Annotated in this window: 25 protein-coding genes; 13 read left to right on the top strand and 12 right to left on the bottom strand. The window is 62.9% G+C overall.

All coding sequences use genetic code 11. From position 1 onward, the window contains the following. Nucleotides 1–97: 97 nt before the first annotated feature. Nucleotides 98–901: a TetR/AcrR family transcriptional regulator gene (locus tag J7U37_RS21505; RefSeq protein ID WP_247637052.1), complete on the top strand. Its 804-nt coding sequence runs from the start codon at nt 98–100 to the stop codon at nt 899–901. Between the two features lie 18 nt (nt 902–919). Here J7U37_RS21505 and J7U37_RS21500 read toward each other — a convergent pair whose 3' ends face one another. Together J7U37_RS21500 and J7U37_RS21495 are read right to left on the bottom strand one after the other, a co-directional pair. Then, nucleotides 920–1,285, bottom strand: coding sequence for a cupin domain-containing protein (locus J7U37_RS21500; RefSeq protein ID WP_247637041.1), 366 nt, complete (start codon nt 1,283–1,285; stop codon nt 920–922). A 233-nt stretch (nt 1,286–1,518) separates the two neighbouring features. Then, nucleotides 1,519–2,727, bottom strand: a complete 1,209-nt coding sequence (locus tag J7U37_RS21495; protein WP_247637051.1) for a phosphatase domain-containing protein — start codon at nt 2,725–2,727, stop codon at nt 1,519–1,521. 506 nt (nt 2,728–3,233) lie between these two features. Here J7U37_RS21495 and gntA point away from each other — a divergent pair. The 4 genes from gntA to J7U37_RS21475 all read left to right on the top strand — a co-directional run bounded on the left by gntA (nt 3,234) and on the right by J7U37_RS21475 (nt 6,080). Then, nucleotides 3,234–3,974, top strand: coding sequence for a guanitoxin biosynthesis heme-dependent pre-guanitoxin N-hydroxylase GntA (gntA, locus tag J7U37_RS21490; RefSeq protein WP_247637050.1), 741 nt, complete (start codon nt 3,234–3,236; stop codon nt 3,972–3,974). Next, nucleotides 3,964–4,572: an urea carboxylase-associated family protein gene (locus J7U37_RS21485; RefSeq protein WP_247637040.1), complete on the top strand. Its 609-nt coding sequence runs from the start codon at nt 3,964–3,966 to the stop codon at nt 4,570–4,572. Before gntA ends, J7U37_RS21485 begins: the two co-directional genes overlap by 11 nt. A gap of 105 nt (nt 4,573–4,677) precedes the next feature. Then, entirely contained in the window at nt 4,678–5,430 is a 753-nt protein-coding gene (rnhA, locus tag J7U37_RS21480) for a ribonuclease HI (protein ID WP_247637039.1), read from the top strand. Beyond that, the gene (locus J7U37_RS21475; protein WP_247637049.1) at nt 5,430–6,080 is read left to right on the top strand and encodes a DNA-3-methyladenine glycosylase; all 651 of its coding nucleotides are present in this window, start codon (nt 5,430–5,432) and stop codon (nt 6,078–6,080) included. The genes rnhA and J7U37_RS21475 overlap by 1 nt, the downstream gene beginning before the upstream one ends. On the opposite strand, the gene J7U37_RS21470 is transcribed toward J7U37_RS21475, so the two are convergent. Continuing rightward, nucleotides 6,046–7,737 (bottom strand): methyl-accepting chemotaxis protein, encoded by a 1,692-nt coding sequence (locus J7U37_RS21470; protein WP_247637038.1) that lies wholly within the window; start codon nt 7,735–7,737, stop codon nt 6,046–6,048. The genes J7U37_RS21475 and J7U37_RS21470 overlap by 35 nt on opposite strands. A 534-nt stretch (nt 7,738–8,271) precedes the next feature. Between J7U37_RS21470 and J7U37_RS21465 the strand changes: the two genes are divergently transcribed. Beyond that, a complete protein-coding gene (locus tag J7U37_RS21465) occupies nt 8,272–8,490 on the top strand; it encodes a hypothetical protein (RefSeq protein WP_156633874.1) in 219 nt (72 codons plus the stop codon). Between the two features lie 481 nt (nt 8,491–8,971). Beyond that, entirely contained in the window at nt 8,972–11,110 is a 2,139-nt protein-coding gene (locus J7U37_RS21460; protein WP_247637037.1) for a carbohydrate porin, read from the top strand. A gap of 20 nt (nt 11,111–11,130) precedes the next feature. Here J7U37_RS21460 and J7U37_RS21455 read toward each other — a convergent pair whose 3' ends face one another. The 3 genes from J7U37_RS21455 to J7U37_RS21445 all read right to left on the bottom strand — a co-directional run bounded on the left by J7U37_RS21455 (nt 11,131) and on the right by J7U37_RS21445 (nt 12,876). Continuing rightward, complete coding sequence (locus J7U37_RS21455; RefSeq protein ID WP_156376175.1) at nt 11,131–11,298, bottom strand: hypothetical protein; 168 nt, start codon at nt 11,296–11,298, stop codon at nt 11,131–11,133. A 217-nt stretch (nt 11,299–11,515) separates the two neighbouring features. After that, nucleotides 11,516–12,145: a recombinase family protein gene (locus tag J7U37_RS21450; RefSeq protein ID WP_056181554.1), complete on the bottom strand. Its 630-nt coding sequence runs from the start codon at nt 12,143–12,145 to the stop codon at nt 11,516–11,518. 374 nt (nt 12,146–12,519) lie between these two features. After that, on the bottom strand, nt 12,520–12,876 hold the full coding sequence (locus J7U37_RS21445) for a hypothetical protein (RefSeq protein WP_247637036.1): 357 nt from the start codon (nt 12,874–12,876) through the stop codon (nt 12,520–12,522). A 643-nt stretch (nt 12,877–13,519) separates the two neighbouring features. Between J7U37_RS21445 and J7U37_RS21440 the strand changes: the two genes are divergently transcribed. After that, the gene (locus tag J7U37_RS21440) at nt 13,520–13,900 is read left to right on the top strand and encodes a hypothetical protein (RefSeq protein WP_247637035.1); all 381 of its coding nucleotides are present in this window, start codon (nt 13,520–13,522) and stop codon (nt 13,898–13,900) included. 58 nt (nt 13,901–13,958) lie between these two features. Here the strand turns inward: J7U37_RS21440 and J7U37_RS21435 are convergent, their stop codons facing one another. After that, nucleotides 13,959–15,116 (bottom strand): hypothetical protein, encoded by a 1,158-nt coding sequence (locus J7U37_RS21435; RefSeq protein ID WP_247637034.1) that lies wholly within the window; start codon nt 15,114–15,116, stop codon nt 13,959–13,961. A gap of 845 nt (nt 15,117–15,961) precedes the next feature. On the opposite strand from J7U37_RS21435, the gene J7U37_RS21430 reads away from it, so the two are divergent. Then, a complete protein-coding gene (locus J7U37_RS21430; protein ID WP_247637033.1) occupies nt 15,962–16,408 on the top strand; it encodes a hypothetical protein in 447 nt (148 codons plus the stop codon). Between the two features lie 177 nt (nt 16,409–16,585). Here the strand turns inward: J7U37_RS21430 and J7U37_RS21425 are convergent, their stop codons facing one another. The 3 genes from J7U37_RS21425 to J7U37_RS21415 form a co-directional block, all read right to left on the bottom strand. Next, nucleotides 16,586–17,749 carry an XRE family transcriptional regulator gene (locus J7U37_RS21425; protein ID WP_282104078.1) on the bottom strand — a complete coding sequence of 388 codons (1,164 nt, stop codon included), beginning with the start codon at nt 17,747–17,749 and terminating at the stop codon, nt 16,586–16,588. Then, nucleotides 17,739–18,386, bottom strand: coding sequence for a hypothetical protein (locus tag J7U37_RS21420; protein WP_247637031.1), 648 nt, complete (start codon nt 18,384–18,386; stop codon nt 17,739–17,741). Before J7U37_RS21420 ends, J7U37_RS21425 begins: the two co-directional genes overlap by 11 nt. A gap of 454 nt (nt 18,387–18,840) precedes the next feature. Continuing rightward, entirely contained in the window at nt 18,841–19,278 is a 438-nt protein-coding gene (locus tag J7U37_RS21415; RefSeq protein WP_247637030.1) for a hypothetical protein, read from the bottom strand. Nucleotides 19,279–19,913: 635 nt separating this feature from the next. On the opposite strand from J7U37_RS21415, the gene J7U37_RS21410 reads away from it, so the two are divergent. Further along, entirely contained in the window at nt 19,914–22,472 is a 2,559-nt protein-coding gene (locus tag J7U37_RS21410) for a DEAD/DEAH box helicase family protein (protein WP_247637029.1), read from the top strand. Then, the gene (locus J7U37_RS21405) at nt 22,472–22,792 is read left to right on the top strand and encodes a hypothetical protein (protein ID WP_247637028.1); all 321 of its coding nucleotides are present in this window, start codon (nt 22,472–22,474) and stop codon (nt 22,790–22,792) included. The genes J7U37_RS21410 and J7U37_RS21405 overlap by 1 nt, the downstream gene beginning before the upstream one ends. A 323-nt stretch (nt 22,793–23,115) precedes the next feature. Here J7U37_RS21405 and J7U37_RS21400 read toward each other — a convergent pair whose 3' ends face one another. Next, entirely contained in the window at nt 23,116–23,328 is a 213-nt protein-coding gene (locus tag J7U37_RS21400; protein ID WP_247637027.1) for a hypothetical protein, read from the bottom strand. A gap of 198 nt (nt 23,329–23,526) precedes the next feature. On the opposite strand from J7U37_RS21400, the gene J7U37_RS21395 reads away from it, so the two are divergent. Beyond that, entirely contained in the window at nt 23,527–23,859 is a 333-nt protein-coding gene (locus tag J7U37_RS21395) for a hypothetical protein (protein WP_247637026.1), read from the top strand. Nucleotides 23,860–24,043: 184 nt separating this feature from the next. Next, the gene (locus J7U37_RS21390) at nt 24,044–24,226 is read left to right on the top strand and encodes a hypothetical protein (RefSeq protein ID WP_247637025.1); all 183 of its coding nucleotides are present in this window, start codon (nt 24,044–24,046) and stop codon (nt 24,224–24,226) included. A 240-nt stretch (nt 24,227–24,466) separates the two neighbouring features. On the opposite strand, the gene J7U37_RS21385 is transcribed toward J7U37_RS21390, so the two are convergent. After that, on the bottom strand, nt 24,467–24,835 hold the full coding sequence (locus J7U37_RS21385; RefSeq protein WP_247637024.1) for a PilZ domain-containing protein: 369 nt from the start codon (nt 24,833–24,835) through the stop codon (nt 24,467–24,469). Nucleotides 24,836–25,963 lie beyond the last annotated feature (1,128 nt).

Here is a 25,963-nt window from a genome sequence, read left to right as displayed (position 1 = left end):
TGACGATCCGGCTCCGCCACCCTACATCAGGGTCTGATTGGACGAGGATCGTACGACCATGGCTAAACGCCCCGGCTCTCCCAAGCCCGATACCGAGATGCCCGATACCGAGATGCCCGAGACCGAGATACCCGAGACCGAGACCCGGTCCACCGATGCGGCGGCGCCAGCCGAGCCGAAGCGTCCACCGCGCGAGGCCGCCGTCGAGGCGCTGATGCGGCTCGCGGCCGAGCAGCCCTGGAACGACATCGAGGTCGGCGACATCGCCCGGGAGGCCGGCCTGAGCCTGGCCGAGTTCCGCGATCTGTTCCCCTCCAAGGGCGCGGTACTCGGAGGCCTGTCCCGCATCATCGATCGCAAGGTGCTGGAGGGCGACACGACCGATCTCGCCGACGAACCGACCCGCGAACGCCTGTTCGATGTGCTGATGCGCCGTCTCGACGCGATGACGCCCTACAAGGAGGCCCTGCGCCGGATTTCCTACGCCCTGCGTGGCGACCCGCTTTCCATGCTGGCCCTGAACGGGGTCGCGCTGAACTCGCACCGCTTCATGCTGGCCGCCGCGGGCATCAACACCGAGGGGCCACTCGGCCGCCTCAAGCTCCAGGGCGTGGTCATCGCCTTCGCCCGCACGGTGGAGGTCTGGCTCGACGACGAGGATCCGGCGCTGGCCCGCACGATGGCGCGCCTCGACAAGGAAATCCGCAACGGCGAGCGTTTCATGGAGCGAGCCGACGATGCGCGCCGCCTTACCGCGCCCTTCCGGGCACTGGGCCGTTCGCTGCTCGATCGCGGCAGCCGCACGCGCCGGGATCGGCACGCCGCGGATATGCGTGACGGGGATACGCGCAACGAGGATTCCGGCAATCCCCTCGGCGGCGATCCGGCGGCGGCGATCTGAGACCTCGGCCGGCCCGGCTCAGGTCCCGATCGGCATCCCCGTTTCGCCGAGATGGATCGCGAGCCAGATGGTGGGCCGGTCCGGATCGGTGAAGGTAACCCGATGGGTGGTACCGGCCGGGATGAACAGGGGATCGCCGGGCACCAGTACGGTCTCCGCGTCCCCCATGGCCACCCGCGCCGCGCCCGCCAGGAGCAGCACCCACTCGTCATGGTCCTGCCGATAGGGCTGATCCTGCGGCGTGACCTGGCCGTGGGAGACGATCCGCTCGATCCGGCATCCGGGACGCGCGAGGAATTCGGTGAAGACCTCGCCCGACCGAGCATCGGGCAGGTCGGCCAGAAGGTTGGCTGAGAGCGTGACGATGGGCGCGGGCGGAGTCATCCGGCGGCTTTCGGCTTTGGGCTCACTCCTGTCGGAGATCACCGACATGGCAATGAACGGATTGATCGTCGGGCTGTGATCCGCCGCCGAGGCGTGAATGTGCTGGATGGTGATCGAGCGACATGGCGACGACCGGTCCTACCGGATGATCGAGAACGTCGAGAGCGGTGGGCCGGGGCGGCGATGATGATCCCGCTTGGAACCTCTGCACAATAGCCGAGAACGCCCCGCTCTCAGGCCGGCGGATCGGACCGGCCGGGCTCGACGACGAGGTTCGGGGGCGTCGCTCCGGCCCCGCCGAGAATCTTTCGGAGAGCGCGGGCGCGCAGGCGGCCGGCATGGCGGCGCGTCTGTGGGACCGTCCCGTCGGCGCTCCATTCGCGCAGGACTTCATCGACGGCGTCTCGGCCGATCAGCCCGCGCTCGGCGGCGTGCTCGGCCATTGCGAGGCTGTCAGCGGCCAGCACAAGGCTGCTGCCGGCCGCCTCGACCACCTCGGCCAGCCGGGCGATTTCGTCGAGGCGCCCGGCATCCCGCGAGACGTTGCGGATATAGACCGCCGCCACCCGGCCGGGATGAGCCGCCACGATCTGGGCGTAGACCTCGGGATCGTGCTGGCCGCTATCGCCGATCAGCACGAAGGGCAGGTCGTGGTAGAGCGCCAGCATACGCTCGATCAGATCGCGCTTGTGGTCCTCCGCCCGGCGTGGCAGCGGGCTCGTCCAGGACAGCCCCCATTCGCGCAGGAACAGCACTGGCCCGACCGGAATCCGGTGCATGGCGAAGAACTCGCTGAGCATGTCGTAGATGCCCCAGGGCGCCCTCGAGACGTACAGCATCGGATTGCCCTCGGCGCCCGACGGTCCTGTATACAGCGCGCGATAGAGGGCGGCGGCGCCCGGGAAGGCGACCCGGTTCTCGGCATCCTCGACGAACAGGCGCCACAGCATCTTGGCCTTGTTGGCGACGCCGGTTCGCATGATCGTGTCGTCGATATCGCTGATCACCACCCGCCGGCACTCGGCGGACGGGATGAAGATCTGGCCTTTCGCGCGCACCGGGACCGGGCCGGCAAGATCGAGGTCCATCGGGTGCCAGGACGCCTCTGGCGGAGCCGGCAGGCGCGGATGCAGATGGATGCGGAAATAGCCGTCGCGATCGGTAACCACCTGCTCCTCGCAGCCGAAGAACCGTGCCGTCAGGACCGCGCCGGCGACCTTCCGGCGTGTGATCCGGCGCCGAATGTCACGCAGTTCGGCGGTCCAGCCCGCATTCGGGGCGTTGCCGGCGCGCTGCGACTGGCGAAACACACGGCCGATCAGGAAGACCTGTTCGCGTGAGCCGTAGCCCCGATAGGTCTCGATCACAGTCCCGGCCTTGCCCTGGGACCGGCGAACGGGTTTGGCCAGCAGGCGCAGCGCCCGCAGGGTGCCTTTCGCCAGCCGACCTTTCGCCGAAGGCTTTTTTTCAGGGAGACCTTGTTCGGAAGGACCCTGTTCCGAAGGATCTGGGGCGCTGGTTCCGGACGGGGAGTTCATCGGTACGATATCACTGGGTTCAGGGCCCGCCTCGCAGCATCGCGGGTTCAATGCCTGATGCCGGAGAAGGTTCGTTTGCCCGCACGCCTCTCGACCCCCGGTCTTCGGCATCGTCCGTAGTGTCTTGTCTCAAGGGCGGTTTGTTGCCTCAGCGGTGGGCTGATGCCGCGACACCGAACTCTGTGGACACCGCGTGCCATCCGGTCGCGTTCGCGGAACTCCCCTCCCCGCCTCCGGTTCACGCCAGCACCCCCCACAGGGATCGACCCGGATTTTTCGATCCGGGATCGGCCGCTGTGGTGGGATTGCCCGCGTTTCTCCAGCGTCGAGTTCTTATGCATCTGCCCCCGATGGACCACGCCTTCGCCGATCCTCTTCCCTTCGGTCATCTGCCGGCCAATCGCCTGCCCCTGGAGCTTCCCTCCGACGACAATGACCATCCCCTGGCCGTTGCGTTCCAGAGCTTCATCCGAAGCCAGCCGTTCCCCTGTGTCGGTGCCAAGTCCGCCCTGTCGAAGGGCCAGATGAAGATCGTGGTGGCCCGCAACATCACTTCGGGCTGGGACGATCCGCGTCTCTATCCGGCGCTGCTTGCCTTCATCTGCCGCTATCGCGACAAGCCGGACCTGTTCCAGAGCTTCGCCGTGGTGTTCGAGGGACCGAACGCGATCGACGAGGAAGCGTTCGAGCGGCATCTCTGGGACAGGGTCCAGTCGCTCTCGGACAAGGACGCCTTCCTGGGACAGCGCTACGACAGCCGCGTGGAGGCCGACCCGGACGATCCGCACTTCTCGCTCTCGTTCGGGGGCGAAGCCTTCTTCGTGGTCGGCATGCATCCGGGCGCGAGCCGGCCGGCCCGGCGCTTCACGCACCCGGTGCTCGTGTTCAACCTGCGGGCTCAGTTCGAGCAGTTGCGGGCCGAAGGCCGTTACGAGAAACTGCGGGCTGCCATCCTGTCCCGCGACGAGGCACTCGCCGGATCGATCAACCCGATGCTGGCGCGCCACGGCGACGCCTCGGAAGCGCGCCAGTACAGCGGCCGGGTCGTCGGAGCCGACTGGGTCTGCCCCTTTCAGGGTCGCAAGACATCGGGCGCGGCTCCGGACGGAACGAAGCAGGACGGACCCCGGGAGAGCCGCGATGCCGCCTGAGGCGCAAACCCACGAGATCGCACCGCGCTCCGGCGTGGCCTTCACCCTCGACAAGGGCGAGCGTCTGACGGTGATCGACCCGCAGGGCGAACAGGTGGCCGACCTTCTGGCCTTCGTGCGCGGCGACCTCGACGAGGTCATCTCGTCGGGCCGGACGCTCGACTATGCCAGCCGGATCTATCTGACCTCCGGCGATCCGATCTATTCGAACCGCTCAAACGTGCTCCTGCGCATCGTCGAGGATACGGTGGGGCGGCACGATTTCCTGCTCACGCCGTGCTCGGCCGACACCTTCCGGATCATCTATGGCGATGCCCACCCGCATCGCGGCTGTTTCGGCAACCTCGCGGCGGCGCTCGCTCCCTACGGCATCGTGCCGGACCGGATTCCGGTCGCCTTCAACGTGTTCATGAACGTCACCGTCGACGGCGGCACCGGCGAACTGAAGGTCGAGCCTCCCTTGAGCCGGGCCGGTGATCACGTCACCTTCGAGGCGGAATGCGACCTCGTCATCGGTCTCACCGCCTGCTCAGCGCTACAATCCAACAACAACAGCTTCAAGCCGATCCGCTACCGCATCGACCCCGCCCGCACCTGAAACGGCTGCCGTCGGAGCACGTCCCCGTGTTATGGGCGGCGCCCGGAAGCTCCGGTGCCGCCCGATCCCAGGGCGGGTCCATCGTGAACAGGTCGAAGCGAACCCATGCGAACCATCGCCTATGCGGACGGCGGATGCGATCCCAATCCCGGCCCCGGCGGCTGGGGCGTGGTGATCGAGGCTGAGACCGGACGGGTCGAACTCTGCGGCGGCGACCGCGCCACCACCAACAACCGCATGGAGCTGACGGCGGCGATCAACGCCCTGCGCTACTTTCCCGAGGGCGCGCAGATCGAGATGCGGTGCGACAGCCAGTACGTCATCAAGTCGGTGACCGAGTGGATGCGGGGCTGGAAGGCCAAGGGCTGGCGCACGGCGACGGGGCCGGTGAAGAACGTCGAGCTGATGCAGGAACTCGATGCCCTCGCGGCGCGGCGCGACGTCCGCTGGACCTGGGTGCGGGGCCATACCGGCGAGGTCGGCAACGAGCGCGCCGACCGGCTGGCGGCGCAGGGCCGGCGCGAGGCGCTCGGCCTGCCGTCGGCGCGTTCGGAAAGCCCGGCGGCGCCGCTCCTCACCGGCACCGCCGCCCTGCGGGCTGCCGCTTCCCCGGCCGCCCTGGCAAAGGCGCCTATGGCTCCCGTCGCTGCGTCCGAGCCGCCCCCGTCGCGAACCAGCGCGATTCCCCTCGATCTCGGCCTCGGCCTGGAAGTCTCCCGCGCGGCGAAGGCCTCCGGACTAACGCCGCAGGCCTATGTGGAGCGGGCGGTGCGCCTGGCCCTCGACCTTGGACCTGAGGGACTGGAGCGGACCCGCGCGAGCCTGGGTCCGGCCAAGGGTGCCGGACCCGGCGCGTGATGCTGGCGGATGACACCCTGGGACGGCCCCTCCCGGCCGGCTTCTTCGCGCGACCGGCGGCGCAGGTGGCCGCCGCCCTGATCGGCTGCGACCTGCAGGTGGACGGCATCGGCGGAACCATCGTCGAGACCGAGGCCTATGATTCCAGCGACCCGGCCTCGCACAGCGTCAACGGCCCGACCCGGCGCAACGCGAGCATGTTCGGGCCGGCGGGGCACGCCTACGTCTACCGTTCCTACGGCATGCACTGGTGCCTCAACCTGGTCTGCGAACCGGGCAGTGCCGTGTTGATCCGGGCACTGGAGCCGCGCCATGGGCTCGCCGCCATGGCCGAACGGCGCGGACTCACCCCGCCGCGCCTGCTCTGTGCCGGGCCGGGGCGCCTGTGTCAGGCGCTCGGCGTCACCGCCGCTCTCGATGGCCTGTCCCTCGAAGAGCCGCCCTTTCGGCTCTCCGCCGCGCACGGGGTACCGGACTGGAGCGCCGATCGCCGGATCGGAATCTCCCGCGCGGTGGAAACGCCGTGGCGCTTCCTGTTCGCCGGCTCCCGTTTCGTCAGCCGTCCGCCCTCGCGCTTCGCGACGCCCCGGGCGCCCGTAGAATCCAATAGCGACCTCACGCCGCCCGGACCGTCTCCAGGAAGCGACTGACCTGCCGCGAGAGTTGCTCCGACTGGACGGTCAGGTCGGAGGCCGAATGCAGAACGCGCCGCGCCGCGATCCCGGTCTGATCGGCCGCGTGAGCGACGCCCGCGATGTTCTCGGTGACCTCGCCGGTGCCGGTGGCCGCCTGAGCGACGTTGCGGACGATCTCCTGTGTCGCCGAGCCCTGCTCCTCCACCGCCGCCGCGATCGTCGTCGTCATGTGGCTGATCTCCCCGATCCGCCCAGACATGGTGCGAATCGCCCCGACCGCGTGCTCCGTCGAGGACTGGATGCGGCCGATCTGCTCCTCGATCTCGTGGGTGGCGCGGGTGGTCTGGTTGGCCAACTCCTTGACCTCTGCGGCGACCACGGCGAAGCCGCGCCCGGCCTCCCCGGCACGGGCCGCCTCAATGGTGGCGTTGAGCGCCAGCAGATTGGTCTGGCCCGCGATGGTGGTAATGAGGGCCACCACGTCACCGATCCGGGCGGCGGCGGTACTGAGGTCCTGGACCAGACCGGCGGTCTGCGCCGCCTCCTCGACGGCCCGCAGCGCCAGGTTTGCGGAGCCGTCGACCTGACGGCCGATCTCCTGAACGGAGGAGCCGAGTTCCTCGGCCGCCGCCGCCACCGTACCGACGTTCGAGGCCGCTTCCTCGGCCGCGGCCGCCACGGCCACGGACTGGTCCGTCGTACGGGCCGCGTTCGCGCTCATCGTCTCGGCGGTCTCCTGCAGGGCGCCGGCCGAAGCCGAGACCGTCCCGATGATCGAACCCACGGCCGCCTCGAAGCCATCGGCCAATTCGTGCATGGTTCGCTGGCGCTCGGCCGCCGCCGCCGCATCGGCAATCTGCTGGCGCTCCGTCTCCTCGGCGGCCTTTCGGGCGACGAGGGCGCGGATGTCCTCGACCGCGCGGCCCACGGCGCCGACCTCGTCGCGCCGATCGCGCCCGAGGATGACGGCCTCGCTGTCGCCGGCCGCCATCCGCCGCAACGCCTCGACCAGCCGGCGGATCGGCCGGGTGATGCCGAACACGGCGACGAAACCGGCTGCCAGCACGCCGGCGAGAAGCCCGAATCCACCGAGCAACAGGGTGTTCGTCCGCGTCTGCTCCGTCATCGCCGTGAGATCACGCGCACCGTCATCGACGAAGGTCCGCATGTCCCGCCCGAGGGTCGCCCCCTCCGCCACCATGGCGTCGAAGGTCGGGTCGACAGCTTGGTGCAGCAGGGCGACGGCCTCGGTCTTCAGGCCGCTGCTCGCCAGGGTCCTGGCCTCGGAGCTGTCGGCGACGAAGCGGTTGATCTTCTGTTTGAGGGTATCGATTCGCGGTGCAAAGGTGGGTGCCTCGTCGCGCAATTCGACCAGCACCCGGTTCAGGCGCTCGGTCGCCTCGTCGAATCCCTTATCCGTCCGGAGCATTTCCTCGGGGCTCACCTCCGCGATGTTGCGGAAATTGAAGTAGCTCAAGGTGAAGATCAGTCGGTTTACAGTCCTCAGATCGGCGATGGCCTTCGTATCCTGGGCGACGAAGCGGGTGTAGGCACTGTCGATGACCGACATCTGAGTGGTCGCGTACCAGAGGCAACCGCTGACAATGAGCCCGATCAGCCCCACCACGGCGATCAGTTTGGTGATGATGCTGAATCGCGCGAGCAATGCCACGAGAGATCTCCGAACTCTGACCGGATTGAGGCTAGCTAGGCAAGACTTAAAGGCCTGTTAATAGACTGTCTTTGCCTATAATTTCTGCCACAAATCCGAGACAATGCATTATATTTACTTCAGGCAGCAAGGTATTACTCCTTGCGCAACCATTTGACGAAGACATGATTTCTATCAAATGATAGTGATTCTGCCCTCGGAAGCGGTTCCAGCCACGGCAATGCGAGGCGGGGTCATTCGTAAAGTGGTTGGTCAGGCTTCGTGGATCCGAAAAAAAACCCGCCTCGGCGTGAGCCGGGCGGGGAAAGGGTCTTCGAGCTTGGGTCGTCGAACAAACAGTCAGAAGGCTTTATGGTTCCGGTACCGGCGGATGCTTTGCACAATGTCGTCACAGCACGGGCCACGATGGAGGCTGCCCGGCGCATGAACCGGCGGGTCAGGTCTGGCGTTTCAGGTGCCAGGCCCGCCGGCGATCGGGCCAGGCGATCGAGGCGGCGCCTCTTCTCGTGAAAGCCTGCCACCGGAGGGATGATCATGCCTGCCATGGATGACCGGAAGACGCAGTATCTGGCCGAGCGCGAACGCCTGATCGCAGAACTTGAGGCGATGGGTCAGGAGGCACACACGGAGAAGCGCCAGTTCGTCGACGGCTACGCCTTGCGCGACACCGACGAGAGCACGCGGGAGGGATTGCGCCTGCGCATCGGCGAATTGACCGCCCTCATCGCACGGATCGACGGCGGCGACGCCTGACATCGGTCGTCGGCAACGGACGGGAGACTCGGCGGCCGAACCCGCCGGAGACCGGGAAAAGGACCCGCAGGGGTAAACCCCTGCGGGTCGAGACGGTCCTGAGCCTTGGAGATGTCCAGGCTAGAGGCGGTTCCGGTCGCCGGCATCCCCCAAATGGGGGGCGGCGCTCGACGGGACCGAAACCGGAGGGGCGTCGGTTCGGGATAATGCCCGTACGCGTCGTCACACAGGGGGCGGGTCCGGCAGTTGGACACGGACAGACGACGCGGGCGTGGCGTCATCCGGGCTTCGCACGCGGCGCTTAGAGCGTCGGTTCCGATTGTCTTTATAGGGGTCGAAACGAGCGAACGGAGGGTGATACGACCCGTTTTGCGGCGTTTCGGCAACAGCGCGGTCGATCCTGCAGCGTGCCCGTTAAACATCATTGTCACAGTTATAGCATCGCCTATACCCGTCGCGGACCTGAACGCTGGGGGGCGATATGCTGAGATCGAATCGCTTCGGCAGCGCAGGCCCGAACCAGCGAGCGCCCGTGGGCCTGGCGCTGCTCACGCTGGCAGTCGCATCCGGCGCCCTGGCGGCCGATCTCGGCGCGCCACGCCCCGCGCCGGCCAATCCGGCCTTCGTCGACTGGTCGGGTCCCTATCTCGGGGTCGAGGGCAGCGCCGGCAATTCCTACGGCGCCACCAATTTTCGCGGCACGACCATCGGTGGGCGGCCAGTTCCGGCCTTCAAGACGGGCGACAGCACCGGACGGTCCGACCTCGGCCGGAACGCCACCACGGTGGTCGGCGGCGTGTTCGCCGGCTACAATTGGCAGACCGGTCCCTGGGTCTACGGCGTCGAGGCCGACGTTGCGGGCGCCAACCTGAAACGCTCCGTCCTGCTGCCGGCCCTCGGCGTCACAGCGGACGGCGACCCCGCCGCCGGCCTGATCCGGGCAAAGACCGATCTCTACGGCACCGTGCGGGGCCGCCTCGGCTACGCCTTCGAGCGCGCTCTGGTCTATGCGAGCTTCGGCCTTGCCGGCGCGAGCACCCGCGTCCTGGCGAGCTATCCCGGTCCCGACGGCGGCCTCGCGCCGATGGCGCGGGCAGACCGCTCCGGCCTCGGCTTCGCCCTCGGGGCCGGGGTGCAGTTCGCCGTGACCGACCACCTCGCCCTCGGCATCGACTACCGCTATCTCGACCTCGGCAGCAGCGGCCGCTTCCATCTCGGCGTCGTTCCGGGCCTCGCCGGCGGCCCGGTCTCCACCGTGGCGGCGAACACCGCGCACCAGATGATGGCGCGCCTGTCCTGGCATCCGGGCGGCTTCGTGCTGCCGCCGGATGTCGATGAGGTCGCCCCGCACGATCCCGGCGACGGCTCCGGCGACCGCTTCTCGCTTCACGGCCAGACGACGCTGGTCGCGCAGGGCGTACCCGGCTTCCGGGCGCCCTATACGGGTCCGGCGAGCCTGATCGGGAATCAGGTCCAGGCGACCACCACCGCCACCGCCTTTGTGGGCCTCAAGCTCCTGGAGGGCACGGAACTCTACTACAACCCGGAATTCTCGCAGGGCTTCGGCCTGAGCCGGACCCTCGGGGTGGCGGGCTTCGTCAACGGCGAGGCGCAGAAGGCCGGCGCACCGTTCCCGAAGCTGCGCTCCAACCGCTACTTCGTGCGCCAGACTTTCGGCCTCGGCGGCGAGACCGAGGACGTGCCGGACGGTCCGAATCAGGTGGCGACCCGGCGCGACATCGAGCGGATCACCGTGGTGGCGGGCAAGTTCGCCCTGGGGGATTACTTCGACGGCAACGTTTACGCCCACGATCCACGGGTGGACTTCATTAACTGGGGCATCTGGGCCTCGGGCGCCTACGACTTTCCCGCCAACCTGCCGGGTTTCACGCAGGGTGTGATGGTCGAGTACAACCGCGCCGCATTCGCGATCCGCGCAGCCTACACGCAAGTGCCGAAGGAACCGTCGAGCGACGTCCTCGACCCGCGTGTCTTCCGGCGCTCCGGGACCACCATCGAGTTCGAGGAACGCCACGTGCTGCCGGGGCTCGACCAGCCCGGCAAATTGCGGATCGGGTTCTTCACCAACGTGGGTAACACCGCCGACTTTCGCGATGTGGTGGCGCTGACCCAGGCGGGCGTGTTCGGCGACATCAACGACGCAGCGGCCGCCACCCGCGCCGCCCGGCGCAAGACCGGCTTCTACCTCAACCTGGAGCAGGCGGTGACACCCGACCTCGGGGTGTTCGCCCGGTTCAGCGCCAATGACGGCCGCACCGAGAGCCTGTCCTTCACCGATATCGACCGGTCGGTGTCGGGCGGCGTCTCGCTGAAGGGCACCGCCTGGGGCCGCCCCGCCGACACCGTGGGCCTCGGCACTTCGATGAACGGGATCTCGCCGAGCCATCGCGCCTTCTTCGCCAATGGCGGCCTCGGCCTGCTGATCGGCGACGGACGCCTCAACTACGCCCCCGAGCGCGCCGTGGAGGTCTATTACGCTTTCAGCCTCAACAGGACCCTGACCCTGTCGCTAAATTACCAGCATGTTCAGAACCCGGCCTACAACCGGGATCGCGGCCCGGCGAATTTCTTCGGGACACGCATCCACGCGGATTTCTGAAGCGGGCGCCTGCGCGCTTCCTACGATCGCGGACGCTCGCAACGGTAGTGTCGGCCGCCAGCCGAGACGACCGGAACGAAGCGCCCGCCCTCGGCGCGACAAGCCTCAGCGTCGGCGTCCATGGCCCATTTGTCGGCCAAGGCGAGGCTGAGCGGCACCACCGTGACCACCAGGAGAAGGGCTGCCACAGCGCAGATCGTCAAGCCGACCCCGCGTGGCGGCGGAACCGGCAGCTCGAACCGTTGCGGCGGAAGCGGCGCGAGAAACGCCAATGTGGTGAGGCCGAGAAGAGACATCGCGCCCATAGTCAACCCTGCTGCGTCAGAGCGCCAGGGTAGCGCACGCGCTCGGCCGCGCGAGGCGACGATACGAAGCAGCGGCCCGAGGGAGCCTGGGCTGCGGCGCTTACGCCCAGCGCGCGAGGGCGGCTTCAGCATCCCCGGCCTTGTCCCGGATGCGATAGACCGTCTGCCGACTCAGGCCGGTGGCGGCGGCGATGACCGAGATCCCGGTCCCCTGGCTCAACGCATTGCGAACCGCCTCGAACTGCGCCCGGCTGAAGCTGGGCTTGCGCCCGCGATAGGCATCGCAGCGCGCGCGGGCCTGGGCGATGCCGGCCTTCTGCGCCTCGCGGGTGACCTCGGCCTGTGCCTGCGCGGTCGCCGCCATGAATCCGATCAGGGCATCGCGCACGGCCTGCTGCATCGGGTCCTGCGTGGCCCCGTCGAAGGTCAGCCGGTGGATGACCGTGCGGACGACGACGCCGCGCCGCATCATCTCGCGCAAGGTGTCGCAGACGTCGACGTAGTTGCGCCCCAGGCGATCGACCCAGCGCACCACGAGGGTGTCGTCCCGGCGCAGGAGATCGAACAGGCGGCGCCCTTGCGGCCGGTCGCGGAGACACGTCGTGAGGCCGGACACCGCATCGTCCGCCACCACCGTGTCGATTGTGAAGCCGGCCGCCACCGCCTGCGCGTACTGATGGTCGCTCGACTGGTCACTGGTCGAGACCCGGGCGTACAGAATGGTCGTCATCGGTCCCGATGGTTCTCAGAAGATTCCGGCCGCCGCAGGACCGCGGCTCCGCCAGCGATTGTGGGTCCTGAAAACGACCCTGCGGGACGCAGCAGTTGTGGCCATCGGCCGGTACGGCTTCAGCCGCCCCGCCTCGCCTTGGCCCAAGAGGCGAACAGGTAGCCCGCCGCGCTCAGCAGCAGCGCCCCCCCGATGATGCTCAACCAGATGAGCCCGCCATCCATCTTGCTCTCCCTCGTCCATCACGCGGTCAACGCGACCACGGCGCATCCCGTTCGACCGGAATGCGTCGCAGGACAGCCAAGATCGTATGCGGGGAGATGGCGAGCGGATCGGCCGCCCGGACCTTTCACGGGGAAGCGGGCGCCTTCGTGTCAGAGTTTGCGGTGTTGGCTCACTTGAGCGGCGCGGAACCACAGCACGGACGCGGCGACATAGGCCGATTCGACCACGAACAGCATCAGGACGGCGTCGACCAGAACAGTCGCCGCGGTACGATGACTCATCGCGCCCTCGAGACCGATAGCGATCGCGAGCAGCGACACAATGAGGAGCAACCCCGGCAATTTGACAGCGCGGCTGGCTGCGGCGCCGAGAGACATAAAACACATCAAAAGCATGGTGACACCGTCGTGATCACCCCGGAGACTACCTAAGTTGTCGTGGTTTACAAGTTTAAATACAAGGCAAAATTGTGCTGCGCGGCAGACATGCTGCAGTGCAGCGGTCATCCCAGCAAGAGGCTCACGAAAGTATAGGCAATCCAGCACAAGAGGACAGTCCAGGCCAGGGTTGCTCCCAGACCGAGGCCGATCAGGAGCGAGCCGGGCATCCGGCGGAGCACAGGCCACGATGTCAGGAACTTGAGACACCGCCTGATAGCACCCACGCGACGCTCCGAATGACTTGCTTTCATACTACGAATGTCGATCGTCACGGGAAGCCCCTCGATGGACGATGATGCACGTAACCGTCAGGACCAGCCTCATCAACGCCGCAGGGAACGGAACCGTTGCCGAGGCTTTGCGCCACCTGAATCAAGATTTCCATGATCGAAACCATCGATTCCGGTCCGGTTCAGAAGACAACGTTGACATGACCCTAACCGCATGCCTTCGAAAACCTGCGGAATACGCTAATTTTTTCCGAGAAATTTACGCATTTTCTTCAACGGACATCGCTGGCGATGGACAAGATCGGTGGTGTCATTTCACCGACCCGACTTTTCGGCCGATGCCGTCCGCCGACCGGCAGGTGCGACACGACCGCCTGCGGTCCGTGCGGCAGTGCCTCACTGCAACACGGATGGGACGTCTCACGGCGGAGCGCGTTTTCAAATGGGTCATCCGGAGATCAGGGTCATGAGACGTTCCCATGCGTGACACGCCGTTCGCGGAACGCCGCCGGCCGGAAGGATGGCGCGACGGCCGCCTGCGCCTCCTCCTCGGCACGTGGCTGATCCTGATCGGACCGGATACGGCGGCTTTCGCCGAGCCAGGGTCCGCAGATGATCGCAGGATCGTCGATGCGGGCAAGGAGGCCCGGGCCCTTCTGCGCGAGGTTCAAGGGGCACAACGCCGCCGCCGCGATCCCGAACCCAAGCCGTCTCTCAAGGGTACGGAGCCGCCTGAACGGGAAGCGGTCCGGATGCGCAGGGCCATGGCGCGGACGCAGAAGGCGCGCAGCCGTCTGAGGCTGGGCAGGGATGGCGGCGTACCCCTTACCGGGGGTATCTGCACCGGATGCCTCCCCTGACGGCGGACCTTCCCTGACAGCGGACTTTCCCTGACAGCGAGTCTCCCGGCCGAAGCGCCTAAGGCTGGGCGACGTCCCCTGATGCCGACGAGGCTGTTCTCGGCGTCTGCTCACGATCGAACCAGCGCGTGATCCAGCGGGCCGGCGCAGGCTGTGGACGAATCCGCGGTGGCTCGACGGGGCGCGGCAGGGCGCCTTCGTGACAGACGGACCGGCAGGACCAGAATCCCCCTTGCCGGCCTCCGATCATGCCGAGGCCGACCGGGGCGCCGGGTGCCTCCCCGGGCTCGAAGCGGCCCGCCGCCCAAACCCTCTGCCAACGCTCGCGGACGGTGAGATCCGCGTCGCGCCAGGCCAGCCTGCGAAGCCCACAGGCGGCAAAAATCCGGGTGGCCGTGCAATCGACCGGAATCCAGACCCAGGCGCTGAAGACATAGACCCGCGCCGGCTCGAACGCTGCCGGATCGACAGCCTTCATGAAGGACGTATGACTGTCCTGCGTCGGCGGCCCGGGGGTGGAACCCCCGGCGCTGGACTTCCCGACATGGTACCGGAGCCGAGTCCGGAACGTGATGGGGCTGGGAACCGGCGCCGCCGCCAAGGCCGAAGCGGGCAAATCGTGCCGCGCGGCATAGGCTGCATCGCAGAGGTGAACCCAGGGCTCGAAATCGACAGCCCAAGCCTCCTCGATGGCGAAGCGTCGGACGGAGCCCTCGAAGCGATGGGGCCCCACCTGGCGGACGGGCTCCGGCTTCCACGCCGCGCCGACGGCCTTCACCCGCAGCAGCGGGGCAGCCCCGTGAGCCTGCAGGGCCGCAGACAGCCGCGCGAAATCCGCATCCGTTTCGCCCTGGCTTTCCGTCCGAACCAGGATGTGGGACCCAGCCGCCAACTCGGCCAGGAAGCTGGCCCGGAGATGGGCGGCCCGGCCATATTCCCGCTCCAGCAGCACCTCCGGTGCGACGGAGCCGACGAGCTGCATGGTGTTCCACCAGATGTTGTAGCGCTCGCTGCGGCAATAGAAGGCGCCCGTATCGGTTTCTTCGATGCACAGATCGCCGGGGACACCGAACCCCTCGAATCCGCATCCGAGGCCGCGCACCAGAGCGTCGATCGGCGTGTAGGCAAAGCGCAGCAGGCCCGATGGCTCGACGCCGCAATAGCGCTGGACGAAGCCGAACTCGCAATTGCCGCCGAGGCTGCGAAAGGTTCGCATGCGCGCGGCAAGGTCGGGCACCGCAGCGCTCGGCATGAGGGAGCGTGAAGGCGCCATGGCTCCGATGTACCCGAAGGCGTTTCAGGATGTACAGGGCAGGAGGCGGATCGTCAGAGTGGCGAAACACCGGGCGCCGGCCCGCCGTCTTCCGCCCTCTCGCAGAAGCGTCGAGGGACGGCGTCAGATCACGATCATCGATCGGGAAACAGATGGTGCCCAGGGACGGGAGGGCAAACCTTGTTCTTCCAAGGGCTTGCGTAAACCGTGGGTACGCCATTCTCCCGTAAACTTCCGCAGTGTTCCACGTCTTCTCCCCCACGATTTGATGCCTGCGACCGAGACCGGCACGCATACGTTTTGCCCGAGACCTTCGAGCGACGCGCCCAAACGTTACTGTTGTGTACCGGAGGATGTTCACTTTAATTTTATCCGTCAACAATGGCCCGTTTTGAACGGTCGTAGGGCGCTACAGCCCACATTGATCGGCGGCCCGAGGCGCCGACGTCTATGATACCGGACGGCCTCCCGATTACCGCCACCATAGGAAGGTCACGGACGGACGGCTTCTCTGCGAACAGCAACGTTCTCGTCGCGTTCGCCATCAAGGGAGGTCCAGGGGCGTACGGGATCTGCCGGCTGCCGGCCCTCGAACGCGCTCCAGTGCGGATACAAGCCGTACCAAACCCGAGCATCAACCTTCGTGAGCACGATCGTCGCCAGCTTGAGTTTTTAGAGAATAGGAACTCAGAGATGTTCCGACAGAATTCAAGGATATGCCGCAGGGCGCGGATTTGAGATCGTGCTAGAAAGTCTCGTCTTTGACGAGGAATGGGCTTAAAACGGTCATGCCGAATATTTGCCTATTTGTCAGCCGAATCTCCGGATATGTGGAGATTCTGATCCCGGCCCACGAGGGTCCAGACGGTCTCGCCGTATCCGTTGACATGTCCGGCGGCAGACAGCTTTTGCTCCTGCAAGATTACGTTACTACAAGCTCCTCCCGCTTCACCGGGATCGCCGAAAACATTGGGTCATCGCCGAAAACTGGACATACGACCGAAAGCTTGCACGTCATCGCGATGCTTCTCGGCGCCTATGACGGCTTGGTTGACGACGAACAGAAATCCTTGACCGTCTACAGCAACTCCAACGGCATCAGCTTTGCCATCGGCAGTGGAATATTTTCGGGACGGCTTCGGAATACTATCAGGCGCAATGCGGGCTGCGGCGGCCGGTGGCTACCATTCGGAATGCGGGTGGTGCCGGGTGAGATTGGCGTGCGGCCTCATTGAACCTTGCCGATTTCGCCCGATACCTCGCGCCGTACGTTTCTTCGAACCTTCAATGGGATAGAGTTGGCGAAGGGTCGGAGGGAAGTTCAGGTGAATTTATCGCAAGTATTTAAATTGGCCCTGGCTACATTATTCAGCGTCGGACATCTTAGGCTTACTTACGACACGCTTAAGCAATTATCTCAGCACAGGAACGAAGTCAGGTCGCTTCTCCGGCTCAAAATACGAGGACGGCAGGCCACAGAATGCTGCGATCATTGTCCCCGATAACCGAAGCTCCGAGGCGATGGCGTCCCGAGATTTGCGACCCGCGCTTACGATCACCTCTACTGCCTTGCGGAGCAGGGAGGGTGTTTCAAGTGGAAGCCTATCGTCCAAAGGCTCCTTTGTTCGCCACTTTCTGTATGAGATCTGCTTATAAAGGCTCGTGATTTGCGTATCATCAAAAATACCGAGATCTTTGCAGCGATAAATCATAGCCTGAATTGCAACTTTCCAACGCGACTTAAGATCTACAAAGGCATCTAACCTCGGAGTATAGACTTCATTGGGGAAGGCGCGGCGAGGGAGTAGCAAAGCACCGGCAAAGCGGTGCGCTTCAGCCTCGATCAGCTTTAGAACCTTAGGGTCCTCGATATCTTCCGGCGCCACGAAGCGGTGAAGCACCAAGTGCCCCAACTCATGTGCCGCATCGAAGCGGGCTCGGACAGCCGACTGCTTCTCCGATGATAGGAAAATGAACGGTCTGGGACCGCTCCAAAATGAGAATGCCTCAATCCTATGCCCAGACATCTCGTGACGGCAAACTGTGATGCCATTATTCTCTAGTAGGCCAATGACGTTTGAGATCGGGCCGAGGCCCAGGCCCCACTGCTTGCGGCATGCCTCCGCAGCTTCCTCAATCTCGTCTTCCTCATACCTGTCGCCGTTGCGTGGTGAGACAGATGGCAGGTTGACCTCAGGAAAGCCGACAAAGTTGTAGAGGTAGCGCGCCGTCTGAACGAACCACTTGCCTAGCACTTCGCTCATGAGGTTGCGGCGCTTGGTGTCTGCGCCGAACGCCCGAAAGAACCGTGTGCTGTAGGCCCCAAACGCCTCGCCATCTTCGGTAGTGAAGTAGGCGAGCGGTTGCCGAATGGCGTTGGCTATGCGCGCCATCGTCGTCGGATCGGGGTTCTTGTCGCCGGCCTCAAAGGCGGAAATCGCCTGACGGCTGACGGCAACAGCCTCCGCTAGTTCCGTTTGGTTTAGTCCACAGGCGATCCGTGCATCCCGCAGTCGCGACGGGACGATCCCACGAGAGCCGCCCCTAGAGGGAAACGCGATAACGTTAGGCGTCATTGTCCCTGCGCCACTTCTCGATCTCTTCCTTCAGCACAATCGCCGCATCGAATTCCGTGGCTTCCGTCTGCGGAACGCTTTCGGCCACGATGTGCGGAAGGTTCATAAGGTTGGGTGTCCGGTAAATCCAATCCCGGTGATGGATGGCATGTGGCACCGCCAAGTGCGCGAACTCCAGGGTTTGGTGTCCATGGATGAGAAGGAAATGCGGGACGCCCTGGACAGCCCGCGTATCGTCGAACTCCTTAAGGTCGAAGAACGGTGCGTTGGTGATCCGTCCGTGCTCTCGGAACACCACGTTGCGCGGCTGCTTAGTAGGGTCCGCGAGTTGGCTCACGGTCACGACCGAATGTGACAGACGTATCTCAAGGTAGCGACCTGTAGGCTTGGCGAAGCTCCGCCAGCGATGTTCGTAAGGCCATCGCTGGGTTTTAAGCAGTTGCTCAAACGCGAAGTCGACTGCCCATGCGATTAGGCGTCCGCGATTGTCCTCAGCAGATGCCACGTTCAGGATAGGCTCATCCCGCACCATAAGCTTGACCGCTTCGTAAGCAGTCTTCAGCGTCGGCGGGATTAGAGCCTGAGCCGCCAGCGGGATCTGATTTTTGAGGAAGTCTTCAGCGCTGACGGCGTCCATGACTGATCCCGGTTGCGACGTGATATGTGCAACCGTATCGGAAAAATTATCGGTTTTGTCAACCGTAATGGATAGGATGAGACATCATGCCCAGTCAGCGCCTCACAAGGACAAAGCCACACAGGCGAATGACCTCCTCGAAACTATCAAACGCATAGTGATAGATGCCGCTGGCGACGATCCGGTTCTACTCTTCGCACTGCTCCCCCACATAGCTGCTCGACTCACGCACTCGGAACGTGGAACACCGGCCATGGGAATGAAGCTCAAGGCGGTGAAGCACTGGCTGGGGATTGCAGCGCGATCTATAGCCGATAATGAAACGGGGCGATTATGTCATCGCAGGTGCCCGGCAGTGACATCGCACCGCCGGAACGATTTTGGAAATTGCTGGTGCTACCTTACGCGCCGTTAGACTTTTCGGGACCGCGCGTACGACCAACCCAACACTTGCTTACCCGGAAGTTTGGGCGAACATCTCTAACTGCTCTCTAAGCGAGGCAATTTCCTCGTTTAGCTTTGCTGCTTCAGCAACAAACTTCGCGCGTTCCTCTGCCTGTCTTGACTCACACACACTCACAGCAATACCAACAGCATTTTCGATGCCATGTGTAATAATCTCTACCATAGAACTGAAGTTAATATCGATATTCGTCTCGGAATATGACTGGATTGGCGAGATGGGGTCCGGTTTTTTTTCTGTTGAGACGATATCAAGACCAACAAGCTTATGACCGCTCGCTTCGATATTGGCAGAGAAATTGTTGCGTCCTGTATCTTTTTCGTTCGGTGAGATTCCCCCGGCATACGTCAGGTGGGACTTATCTCTCGTGTTGCCTTTAATCTCGTTATGAAACACTGTATAAACTTTCAAATACTTGGATATTTCCAATACGTCTCTTGTACGTCCCTGCCGTGCCGCCCGTCAATCCGAAATGTTCAGCGTAGACTGTTGCAATGTCAAAATTAGTTTTGGTGATAACAGCAACTCCATCATCGAGGCCCAGGTACGAAGTTTAGGTTGCTGGCGGCGAATTTCCGTTTTCATCGGTGTCGGCACCTCAGGCTATCTTCGCTGCCATCACATCCCCCTTGTTCTCACCACAAAGTCCTCCACCAACCATGTACAAGGAAATTTCGTATATCCTCCTCGGCACCGACGTCTCCGTTCTCGTCTCCGTTCGCAATGCTGTCTCCAGGGCCTACGGCTCTTGTTGTCGCATTGGAGATGATAGCTAAGATATAGGCGTGCTCCTTGAGTAGACCTCCTTGGATATATGTCTTTTAGATGCAACGAAATACTATATATAATACATTGCGTTGTAGGAATTGAGCTTGGTGGACTTCGTCCTCCTGCGTTCAGTCGCACACAAGATCTAGACCAGCAAATAGCATTGCAAACGGAGGGAATAGGCAACCGCCGTGCTATGAAATGGTCGTTATTATAAATAATTTCGTTGCAGATGTGAATGCGAATAGCTCATTGTCAGGCATCAGCGCTAATCCATGCGCTTCCTCCAGAGAACAATGACCACCTCAGCCAAAGCACACCTTATCGCGATCGATTACCTCAATGCCTACTGCGGAGCCGGAAAGACTTTCGAGGTTGCACGCTACGCCAACGAGCAAGCACAGCGCGGAAATAACGTCCTCATTGTCCAGCCGACCAAAGCGCTCATTGCAGAGACCGTAAAGACGACCTTTCCGGCCTGCGGTATCCCCAGGTCCCTCTACACTGAGATCACCGGGAACACTCATCCCAACGCCGTGAATGCAGCGCTACGACATCACTTGTCGTCGTCACTGCGAACTGGCGAGATCCTGCTGATCACGCACCAGACCTTTTTCAGTATCGGCTACTTCCCGCACAAATCCGACTGGATCATCGTCATCGATGAAGTTCCGCAGGTCGACGTGAGTTTTGTCATGAACCTTCCGGAGACGCACAAGCTACTCACCGATCACATCGCAATCGTTGATCGTAGTCACACACTTTACCATCGTGTCGAGGAGCAGACCGGAACACTGAAGCTCTCGAACTACGCGAAGAACCCGCTTGGCGATGACGTCGCGAAGCTGTTTGCTGACTTCGCTAAGGTGATCACATCGCCGTCGTGGAGCACCTACGTCCTCGCCAGCAACTACAATCGGCTTGTTGAGGACACAGGCGATCATCAAAGTCGGCAGCTTCTGGCTTTTGGCCTCCGCAGTCCCACTGTCCTCGACGTGTTCAAGAAGGTAGTTGTAGCCGCAGCCTGCTTTACCGATAGCCTGATGTACCTTCTCTGGAAGGAGTGGAAAGATCCGGATATCGCCGTTGTCTTCACCGACATCACCGACAGCTTCAACTTGCGGTACACCACCCACAACAACGGACACCTCGTCGACATCTACTATGGAATCACCGGAAGGTGGAGCAAGACTGCCCAGGCAGATGTCGACGCAGACGGGATCACATCTCTCAGCGCGATCACCAATGCTGCTGCCGTTCTCATCGGCACCGAGTCCTATGCATGGTTCGCCAACGCCGATGTCCCAACACCGCTTGGCAAGTGCGATCGATTACCCAATGTCTCTCATGGCCTTAACACCTTCCAGCACATCAACCACGTCATTGCTGTTTCTGCCCTCAATCCAACACCGGCGCACTTCAACTTCCTTAAGGAGTTCGCGGGCATTGACGCTGACATAGTGCAGACGGCGATGACAAGGCAGGCCATCTACCAAGCGATCTGCCGAACATCCATCCGTGACATCACCAACCTCGACCGGAAGATCTGGGTGGTCCCGGATCGGAAGACTGCTGAGTGGCTTCAACAGATTTTCGTCGGCGCCGCCATCCACGATCTTGGTTTGGGGATCACCAAGGCCGATGCCGGTCGTCCTCGCGTCCACGCTGACGATGCCGCGCGCAGTCGGGCGTTCCGGCAGAAGAAGGCTGACGCTGCGATCGTTCGTCATCAGCGCCGTATCCGTGCCGAACTCATCAACGGTGTCGTCCACGATGTCGAGGCGGATGTTGTTGTTACCATGGACGTCGCCGACAGCGTGAGCACCCAGATCGCGAACATCGCCGCTGCCGGTGGCGTCAAACGGAACTTCCTTGGCACCATCTTCGACACCAAGTTCAGCCGAACCGGTGAAGCGCTTTACGGGACGTTTGATGATCTCGTCGGGATCTACCGTGAATACTCCGGGATCATGTACTCGTCGAAGGGCGATTGTCCGGCGTACTCGCCTTCGCTCTACGTTGCGAACTCAGGTACTACGACCTCACGAGGCTATGACAACATCGCCTACACCCGGCACATCATCCTTGACGTCGACGGTGGGACGATGATGCCTGAGGACTTTGCTACGGTATTCCCGGCATGGCGGATGTTCATCCACTCATCGTGGTCACATACTTCCGGCGTGCCGAAGTACCGCGTGGTCATTGCCACCTCTTGCCCGTTGGATGTCGACGGATACAAGGTGGTGACCTCCCATATCGCAGACACGCTGAAGAAGTTGGGCTGGTATAACGTCGTTGAGGCCGCCGATCCCAAGGTCCGTCGCGCGAAGCGCTTCTTAGGGGTTCACGGGCTCGATAGGACCAAGCTCAACCCGGCTTGCGTCCTCTTCGTCCCCTCTCAGGGCGCCGATCCATCTGCACAGTTCTTCCACGACTACCGGGAAGATCGTGCTCCACTCGACGCCTTCGCCGTTCTCGCGCAGGCTCAGGTCGAGGAAGAGGTGGTGTTTGCTCCCGTCATCGCGCCACCGGCACCCACACCGATTAAGGCGAACGCCTCCCCGGCATTGATGAAGCTCCAAACAGCCTTGTTGGCGAAGGAGATGCAGGCGTTCGTAGCTACCAAGGCCGCTGCCGTTAGCGCGGCTGCAACTGAATTCTCCGTGAGCGCTACCAAGGGCAACCGGGATGCCGCTGTCTTCGCCCTGGTGATCAAGCTGCGCAATGGTGGCTGCGACCACGACGAGGTTGTCGCCAACGCCGATGACGCGATCACAAGCAGGTTTTCAGGGGCCCTGCGCAAGGATCTCGTCGCCAAGGCCAAGCGCGCTGCCAAGAAGGTGTGCCGCTGATGCTGACTTCAACGCACGCTATCAAAATCCGCAACAAAACTTTCTACTACAAGCATTACGGCAGAGCGAATAGTACCGAAAGGCGGGATGCATGGCGATCAATCAAGCAGATCCACGCTGCTGAGTATCCTGCTTCCGTCATCATCGATGATCGAGTCGCTTCAGTTGGCTCTGGCGGTCGCATCGTCATTTCTGACGAAGCTTTCAAATGGCTTGCGGAGAACTGCGTTACTACTGTTTGCGTCAACCACATCGCGATGATGCTTGGCTTCGCTGACGAAGAGGATGCCCTGGCTTTCCAAATCAGGTTCCTGTCTTGACTCAGGGGTCTTACGTAGCTTTGAGCGAAGCTCGTGAGCGTGTCAGCACCAGCGGCGCCGGTCGAGCACTGCGATGGCTTACCCCCTAGAGCCATCCGTGCCGGTCCACCACACGCCCCCCCCCTCGATGTTCTCATTCCAACGGCCTCGTGGGCTGCGCCGTGTACCAACCAGCGAATGGGCCCCGTCGCCCGATAGGCCCAGCAGGTGTTCGGCGCGCGGGCGTCCGGCGGCGCGGGTGGCGAGCACATTGAGGTCGAGCGCTGGGCTGATCTGAGAGATTGGAACGAGAGTGGGCAGAGTCGTCACGGGTTCGGTCTGATTCACGTTGAGCCGATCGCCCAAAGAGAGGCGCGACGGGCACGCAGGGCGGCGAGGGCGTCCTCGATCTCGTGTAGGGTCCGTTGCGCCGCGCGGGCATTGCGATTCTGCGCCGCCAAGAGGGCGACCACCCCAGCTTGTTCGATCCGCCGGGTCTCTCCGGCCTCAATGAAGGAGTCGAGTTCGGCCAGCGTGTTTTCGGATGATCCGGTCATGGATGGTCTGCGCCACGCTGAATCATATGGGGTTTCGACAAGCGATATGGCTTTGAATGAGAAGAAAAACGAGTCTGCGCGCGTTCAGCAGCAGTAAGCTGATCCTACTGAAGCGGAACACCTCGGCGAAGCGGCCGCCGAAAATAGCTGTTTGTGACAGCGCCCAAGGGTAAGTCTCCCGCAAAGGGAGGCCTAACGATGAAGACCAGCATCACCCACTACCGGCCACAAAACCCTAAGCGCAGCGGCGCACTGGAGCACCGGTTCATCGCTGCTGGCCCTGAGGTGACGACGATTGCCAAGTGGCTAAGAGACAACAACGAGCACGGCGAGTGGCGCATGGACCCGCACGCGCAAACGCTGCTTAGCGGCACCAGCCAGGGACCGGCGCCGGAGGAACCCTTGAGGTTCAAGTTTGAGATCCATGAGAGTGCCACGGACAAGGAATCCGCTCGGCGAACCACGGGTCACATCGCCTTGCTCAAAATGAGCAACGCTGGCGTGCTCGACCTTAAGTGGAACAAGAAATAGACTTTTAACTTCTCATTGAAGGCTGCGTCGTAGTGGTTCGCCCCGCCGCCTCAACGGGCAAAATCGCAACGGGGATGCTGATGAAGCCACAGTGAGGAAGCTGCAATCGGGCAGACGCATAACGACGACTTGACCGTGAGAACGCGATGGTGTTGTTCATGCTTCGTTCCCAAAGGGGTAGCCCATGAAGAGTATCCCCATCCGGCGCATCACCAGGGACATAGCAAGCATTGCAGCGCCTTTCCTTGTGCCCAACGGCGGCAACACCGTTCGTGCACTCCAGGCGGCCATTGCGGATGACATCAAGAAGCGGCGCGACGCGCATCAGCGCGAGTTGGCTCGCTGGCGCAAGTTGGGTCATGGCTAGGTTCGTGGGACTGATCTCGCCGGGCAATGAGAGTTCCAATCTGAACTCAAAAGGGACCTACTCGCCTCGTTCTGGATCACGGACTTAGCACGCCGATCGGCGTTTAATTCGCACTCTGGATCACAGGTTCTGCCAGACTGGATCTTCGAAGCGCTAGCCGCCCTCATGGGCGCCAGCACCGATAGGGGCACACAGGGCTATGACCTCCGGTCAAGAGACCAAGGCGTTCGGTTGCAAGAACTAGAATGCGGATACCCGGCTCCGGCGCACCCCAATCGCTTTGTAGGGCGCGTCAGTAGTCTGAGCCCCCGCTACCCCGGCATTCCCGATTTTTGGTGCAATCTTGGCGAACTGTTTGATGTGAACGCCGACGAAATTGCCTTTGCGCCATGCAAGGGACACACGGCAAACGATGTCTTTTCCAACTATTTTCAGCAGGAAAACGTCTGGCAGAGGGCAGGAGGCAGGAATGCCGATCCTCGCGCCAGTTTTTGAAACATCTTTTACATTACAGGGTATCTCAATACCATCCAACGTGCGGATGATAGCAATCCAATTGGTCTCCGCACGCGGTGCTCGCGCAATGACGTCTGAGTTATCAGCAGGCATGTCAGGGCACCGATGCGGATTTCCAAACTGGACTATCGCACGCTGCGATTAACGACTTGGTATTCCCTCGTGGATCTAGCGACGCTAAATTCTGGCACGAAGGCTTCGCGCTTGCGCATGCGCTGGTGCACGGCAGGGGCGCTAAGCTCAGGGATGACCGGCGGCCAAGAGGAAGAGCCTCCTCTAGGCCGCCGGGCTGACGCTCATCGCTTGGGGGCTCGGAACGCGCCAGCACGGTGAGATTACATCTTCTGTGCACTCTGCCAACGCGAACGAGGCCAACGGCACAATGCGCTCGCTGACCTCGTCGTTGGGCGTTCCTCCGCAGGACTGTGCCGTCCCTTCGGTCGCCCTCATGTCTGCTAGCAGCATCATAACGTCAACACGGCGAAAGTACTTAGAACCATTGTGCCAATTGTTAAACTGAACTTTGTATGCGAAAGTTTGTTGACGCGTTGCAGCAGAGCGATTGGCGTTGCTCTGATGTAGCTCTTCATTGGGCATTCCTCCCTCGACTCGGGCCGCTCCTTTACTGGGGCGGCCTCTTTTCGGTGAGACATTAGCTAGGGGTTCCAGCCCTTTCACAATGTATCATGGGCATACCCTCACCTAAGCCGGAAATATGACTGTATTCCTGACGCCGGCTGAGTGCTAGAGCCGTCCATGTTACTCTTAAAGCGAACGGTCAGGTCCCAGCCCGATATTGCCGTGAATGCTGGCTTCCAGTTTTGCTCCAAGCAGCCAACCGCCTTGTTTGCGATGGTTTCGCGCTCCTCGAACCCGACACAAGTATTTGTCTTGCCCTGCCAACAGCATCATGCCTAGGTTATTCGACAAACGGGTCGGATGGCGGAGGATTTGACTCGTTGGGTGCAGACGACACGGCGGCTGAAGCGGGTTTACCGCACTTCTTCCTGACGACGTCCGGCCTGCCGCCCGGAGAGGCCTTCGAGCGATGGCGGACGCTTCTAGAGCGGTGTCCGATCGGCTTGAGTCGACTGGGGTTTCGAGGGCGGCGCAGATGTGATTCGATGCGCGGCTTTCCAAGGAGGAGAGCTGGATGCCCTCAGCCCTGTCAGCCGATCTGCGTGAACGCGTCGTGGTGGCGATCGAGGCAGGCGCCTCACG

Origin of the sequence: Methylobacterium sp. 37f (assembly GCF_023093475.1) — a bacterium.
GTDB lineage: Bacteria > Pseudomonadota > Alphaproteobacteria > Rhizobiales > Beijerinckiaceae > Methylobacterium.
This window is presented reverse-complemented; position numbering and strand designations above follow the sequence as displayed.

Coding starts and splice junctions, on each gene's coding strand:
- J7U37_RS21500 (WP_247637041.1), bottom strand. CDS start 1,285: ATGACTCCGCCCGCGCCCATCGTCACGCTCTCAGCCAACCTTCTGGCC.
- J7U37_RS21465 (WP_156633874.1), top strand. CDS start 8,272: ATGCCTGCCATGGATGACCGGAAGACGCAGTATCTGGCCGAGCGCGAA.
- J7U37_RS21460 (WP_247637037.1), top strand. CDS start 8,972: ATGCTGAGATCGAATCGCTTCGGCAGCGCAGGCCCGAACCAGCGAGCG.
- J7U37_RS21505 (WP_247637052.1), top strand. CDS start 98: ATGCCCGATACCGAGATGCCCGAGACCGAGATACCCGAGACCGAGACC.
- J7U37_RS21400 (WP_247637027.1), bottom strand. CDS start 23,328: ATGACCGGATCATCCGAAAACACGCTGGCCGAACTCGACTCCTTCATT.
- J7U37_RS21390 (WP_247637025.1), top strand. CDS start 24,044: ATGAAGAGTATCCCCATCCGGCGCATCACCAGGGACATAGCAAGCATT.
- J7U37_RS21385 (WP_247637024.1), bottom strand. CDS start 24,835: ATGCCTGCTGATAACTCAGACGTCATTGCGCGAGCACCGCGTGCGGAG.
- J7U37_RS21420 (WP_247637031.1), bottom strand. CDS start 18,386: ATGGACGCCGTCAGCGCTGAAGACTTCCTCAAAAATCAGATCCCGCTG.
- J7U37_RS21405 (WP_247637028.1), top strand. CDS start 22,472: ATGCTGACTTCAACGCACGCTATCAAAATCCGCAACAAAACTTTCTAC.
- J7U37_RS21485 (WP_247637040.1), top strand. CDS start 3,964: ATGCCGCCTGAGGCGCAAACCCACGAGATCGCACCGCGCTCCGGCGTG.
- J7U37_RS21430 (WP_247637033.1), top strand. CDS start 15,962: ATGCCGAATATTTGCCTATTTGTCAGCCGAATCTCCGGATATGTGGAG.
- J7U37_RS21395 (WP_247637026.1), top strand. CDS start 23,527: ATGAAGACCAGCATCACCCACTACCGGCCACAAAACCCTAAGCGCAGC.
- J7U37_RS21475 (WP_247637049.1), top strand. CDS start 5,430: ATGCTGGCGGATGACACCCTGGGACGGCCCCTCCCGGCCGGCTTCTTC.
- rnhA (WP_247637039.1), top strand. CDS start 4,678: ATGCGAACCATCGCCTATGCGGACGGCGGATGCGATCCCAATCCCGGC.
- J7U37_RS21450 (WP_056181554.1), bottom strand. CDS start 12,145: ATGACGACCATTCTGTACGCCCGGGTCTCGACCAGTGACCAGTCGAGC.
- J7U37_RS21435 (WP_247637034.1), bottom strand. CDS start 15,116: ATGCGAACCTTTCGCAGCCTCGGCGGCAATTGCGAGTTCGGCTTCGTC.
- J7U37_RS21410 (WP_247637029.1), top strand. CDS start 19,914: ATGACCACCTCAGCCAAAGCACACCTTATCGCGATCGATTACCTCAAT.
- J7U37_RS21425 (WP_282104078.1), bottom strand. CDS start 17,749: ATGACGCCTAACGTTATCGCGTTTCCCTCTAGGGGCGGCTCTCGTGGG.
- J7U37_RS21445 (WP_247637036.1), bottom strand. CDS start 12,876: ATGACCGCTGCACTGCAGCATGTCTGCCGCGCAGCACAATTTTGCCTT.
- J7U37_RS21440 (WP_247637035.1), top strand. CDS start 13,520: ATGCGTGACACGCCGTTCGCGGAACGCCGCCGGCCGGAAGGATGGCGC.